The following is a 3,597-nucleotide window of genomic DNA, read 5'->3' on the forward strand; positions in this document are numbered from 1 at the left end:
CTTACGAGGTGCCCTCTTGCTCGGGTCTGATGGAAGCGTAGAAACTCCCATCATCCCAGGTCAGCGGGCACCTCTTCTGATTTCTCCATCCACAGCCCGACCACTACGCGGTGGATCCAGGCTGAGAGAACATCGACTTCCCAGTCATCCGGGGCCCTCTCTGGCCGCTCCCACACGCCGAGTACAAAGAGCTTGGCATCCCGCAATCGGACGCCACACAATCCTGTTGCGTCCCCTCGGATACTGCCATCGAAGCCAATTGCGATCTGGTCGCCCGGCATGATCGGATCTGCCTGAGAAAGGCAAGCGTCCCACTCGCTCTTGCTCATCCATCCATCGCTACTTTCAGCGATCTGGTTGAAGAAGAATCGACAGTAGGTCGAATCCGGAGTCGTGCGGTCAAAGAGGATGGTTCGAGTCAAACCGTCAATGTCCGCCCACGAGGCATCTCCGTAGGCTTCAACGAGGGCGGCCCTTACGGCAGCCTCATCGCGGATACGCTCTACATCGATAGACCCTTCAAGGCAGTCGTACAGCCAATAGCCCTGTGCCACCATCTCAGACTCGTGAATAGCCTGAGCTACGCTGTCCTCGTTGGGGTTGTAGGCATTGGTCGTACAGACCCAACGGCTACCGGCCTTGGTGGTCTTCTCAATGTTTCGCTTCAACGTCTGGTAGAAGTCCGGGCCCCCATTGCTGGAAACCCAGTGATGGACCTCGTCCATAAGGCAAAACGACGGTCGATTTCCCTCGTTAGTTCGCCCCGCGGTGGCCTTCGGCTTGATGCTTCCAGGCTTGCCAGACTTGAACTGGATAATGCTCTTACCGATGTCTAGGCCGTACTCAGCCTCAGCCGGCGATTCCGAGAGCATTCCTCGGATCATGTCTAGAGTCTGGTCCGTCTGATCAAGCGCCGTGGCGCCGATCTGGACAACAGGAAGCGGAACAGCCTTACCTACAGGAAGGCCGAAGGCGTCGAAGTGGGAGAACCTACAGGGGCCGAGGAACTCGACAATTGCCAGAGCGGCAAGAAGTGGGGTCTTGCTAAGCCCCAGCCTTTCGCTCGTCGGAGCGTTGCGGCTGAGTAGGTCCACCCCCCGTCAGATTTGATGCTGTAGAACCACAGCACAAACCGAAGTTGTTCGGGAGTGAACTGCCAGCTTTCACCGGCTCGATCCCCATCAGGCTGAACGATGTACCTTTGACACCAGCGAATAATCTGGTAGCCGAGAGTCTCAGTAGGCTTCGGAACCCCTGCCGGCAGGTTACCTGTCTGCAAGGGCCCCACCGCCTATCTAAGAGCCGCCCAGTAGCTTGTAAAGCTCATGCCATATCCAAAGCCGTTGGCTCCTCAGAACCCCTTTCGGGGCTGTCCTCAGGATTGTTCTCGATGGTCATGCGAAGCCGGGCGCGGTCCTCGACCGTGGCGCCCCACTTGGCAACCCGCTGCCGGATCTCGCCAGCTAGCTTGAGATCACCGAGGTAAAGGCCGTCAACGAGCTTTGTAGTCAGCTCCAGTTCCGCCCAGTCCGTCTCTGTCCAATGGGCTGTCTGGGGCGCAGTGCTCCAGGTCCGCCAAAACCTCTTGGCTCCGCCAGTCGTAATGCCGAGTGCCTTGGGGAGCTCGCGGCCTGGCTGAGCGCTAGCGCTGAGCTCCTGGGCGTGAGAGTGGGCATTGCGCCTGACTGCGTTGTCCTTGGGTGCTGGTCCTCGGGTCACAGCCTCACCGCCGGCAGGTCGCCGTACAGCTCCTCTAGGTCTTCCAGCTCAGCCACGGCATCCTGACGCCAACTGCGCTTGCGCCGCGCCCTGGTGGGCTCGGCCGCGTCCTGGAGGCGTGGGCCTTCGGCGGCCTGGTCGTCCTGGTACATCTCTGCATCAGCCCCTGAGGTAGCAACAACAAGAAGGAGTCCCGTGCTGGGACATGACGAAGGCCCCACCCACACGGGCAGGGCCTTACTGGTCTGGTCGGCCGGACTCGAACCGGCGGCCTCCTGGTCCCAAACCAGGCGCTCTACCAACTGAACTACGACCAGGCGGTGAGAGTCCGCCCCCGGGCTCGAACCGGGATCTCTGCGGATTTCTTCTGGATCTCCCTCACGGGGCCAGTACCGCGCACCTCTACCAGTTGGGTCAGGCGGACTCTCACACGATCTACAACCGGCGGGCTTACAACCCCGTTCGGCACAAGCCCCGCAAGGGCAAGGGTTACTGATGGGCGGCCAGTTGTAGAAGAAGACGCTGCAAGGCATACGAGGACTCACATGCAGCGTTGTGCCCACTCCGAGACTCGAACTCGAAAACTCCCGGGTCTGAGCCGGGCGGCTTTACCAAATTTGCCTAAGCGGGCAAGCGGGGTAGCGGACTCGAACCGCTCTTCCCCCCTGTTCCCTCAGGTGACTAGCCAGAGGTAGTAAGGGTAGGGGTGCATCCCATACACCGTCCCCTTGTCCTATCGTTGCAGCGGTCAGGCCGCTATTGTCGGACCAGCTAGGCCGGTTGGATTCGAACCAACACCACCCGGTTTTGGAGACCGGTGCTCTTCCAATTGAGCTACGCCCTATTGCTAGCAGAGCCGGCGGGTAGCTGGCCAAGGGAGTGCGTGCCCTCCGTAGCCTTCTATGAGGTCGCTGCTAGCTCTGTACGGGTGGAGGGACTTGAACCCCCGACATGCGGTTTGTAGGACCGCCGCTCTTCCACTGAGCTACACCCACAAGCGGGACCCGCCTCTAGCCGAAGCCAGGCAGGACCCTAGTGAATCCGGTAGGACTTGAACCTACGACCGTGGGATTAAGAGTCCCCAGCTCTACCAACTGAGCTACGAATTCAAGATGGCCAGGTGCAGGGCGGGGACTCGCGGGGACTCGAACCCCAGGAGGCCAACCCCCGCGCTTTCAAGCTACGGCGCCGGCACCCACCGGCTTACCCATTCCCCTTGCTGGCATGGCAGGGTTCGAACCTGCGACACGAGGATTAACAGTCCTCTGCTCTGCCTTCTGAGCTACATGCCATTGGTGGACCCTGTCGGATTCGAACCGCTACTCGTCCATGCAAGGGACGCGTGTTACCAGTTACACCACAAGGCCCAAAGGCGTCTGAACTCTTCGACGGCCATAGGCCGCGCACTCCCATGGGGTCGGGGTTATCTCTCGGGTGGGGCCTAATGCCCATACGTCCGAGCCTTTGCCGACTCCCATCCCATATCCAGACTGGGGAGTCCCTAGCGAGCCCCATGCCGGATTCGAACCGGCGTCCCCGCATTGGAAGTGCGGTGCTCTAGACCTGACTGAGCTAAGAGGGCAAAAGCGTGCTACGGGATTCGAACCCGTGTTACCTCCCTTCGCGGGAGGAGTCCTAAGCCACTAGACGAAACACGCGTCCCGTCCGTCCCCTGATCAGGGGGAGTTTCAGGGACAGGGGTGCTACCCCATCGTTGGCTCACCCGGGCTCGAACCGGGGCGCTCTGGCGTATGAGCCTCGATCCACCGCGTGATCTTTGATCACGCGGTGTGATTGCTTTTGTGGTGGGTTTCCGGATTCGGGCAGGCCGGTATCCCGGGTGGCCGTCCCGGTGGCGGGTTCTCCGAGGTTCTTTCT

General features: G+C 60.5%; 2 protein-coding genes and 9 tRNA genes. All 11 read right to left on the reverse strand.

Annotation, left to right across the window (positions count from 1 at the left end):
- Positions 1–50: 50 nt before the first annotated feature.
- The 11 genes from OTB19_RS42070 to OTB19_RS42120 all read right to left on the reverse strand — a co-directional run bounded on the left by OTB19_RS42070 (position 51) and on the right by OTB19_RS42120 (position 3,377).
- Positions 51–1,094, reverse strand: a complete 1,044-nt coding sequence (locus OTB19_RS42070; protein ID WP_267804143.1) for a terminase large subunit — start codon at positions 1,092–1,094, stop codon at positions 51–53.
- Positions 1,095–1,715: 621 nt separating this feature from the next.
- Complete coding sequence (locus tag OTB19_RS42075) at positions 1,716–1,871, reverse strand: hypothetical protein (RefSeq protein ID WP_267804144.1); 156 nt, start codon at positions 1,869–1,871, stop codon at positions 1,716–1,718.
- 89 nt (positions 1,872–1,960) lie between these two features.
- Positions 1,961–2,036, reverse strand: a tRNA-Pro gene (locus tag OTB19_RS42080).
- A 239-nt stretch (positions 2,037–2,275) separates the two neighbouring features.
- A tRNA-Leu gene (locus tag OTB19_RS42085) sits at positions 2,276–2,350 on the reverse strand.
- A 140-nt stretch (positions 2,351–2,490) separates the two neighbouring features.
- Positions 2,491–2,563: transfer RNA gene (locus OTB19_RS42090), tRNA-Trp, on the reverse strand.
- A 79-nt stretch (positions 2,564–2,642) separates the two neighbouring features.
- Positions 2,643–2,714, reverse strand: a tRNA-Val gene (locus OTB19_RS42095).
- Positions 2,715–2,755: 41 nt separating this feature from the next.
- Positions 2,756–2,828: transfer RNA gene (locus tag OTB19_RS42100), tRNA-Lys, on the reverse strand.
- A gap of 110 nt (positions 2,829–2,938) precedes the next feature.
- Positions 2,939–3,011: transfer RNA gene (locus OTB19_RS42105), tRNA-Asn, on the reverse strand.
- Position 3,012: 1 nt separating this feature from the next.
- Positions 3,013–3,087, reverse strand: a tRNA-Ala gene (locus tag OTB19_RS42110).
- Positions 3,088–3,226: 139 nt separating this feature from the next.
- A tRNA-Gly gene (locus OTB19_RS42115) sits at positions 3,227–3,301 on the reverse strand.
- 3 nt (positions 3,302–3,304) lie between these two features.
- Positions 3,305–3,377, reverse strand: a tRNA-Ser gene (locus tag OTB19_RS42120).
- Positions 3,378–3,597: the final 220 nt, after the last annotated feature.

This window comes from Streptomyces sp. H27-H5 (assembly GCF_026627505.1).
GTDB lineage: Bacteria > Actinomycetota > Actinomycetes > Streptomycetales > Streptomycetaceae > Streptomyces.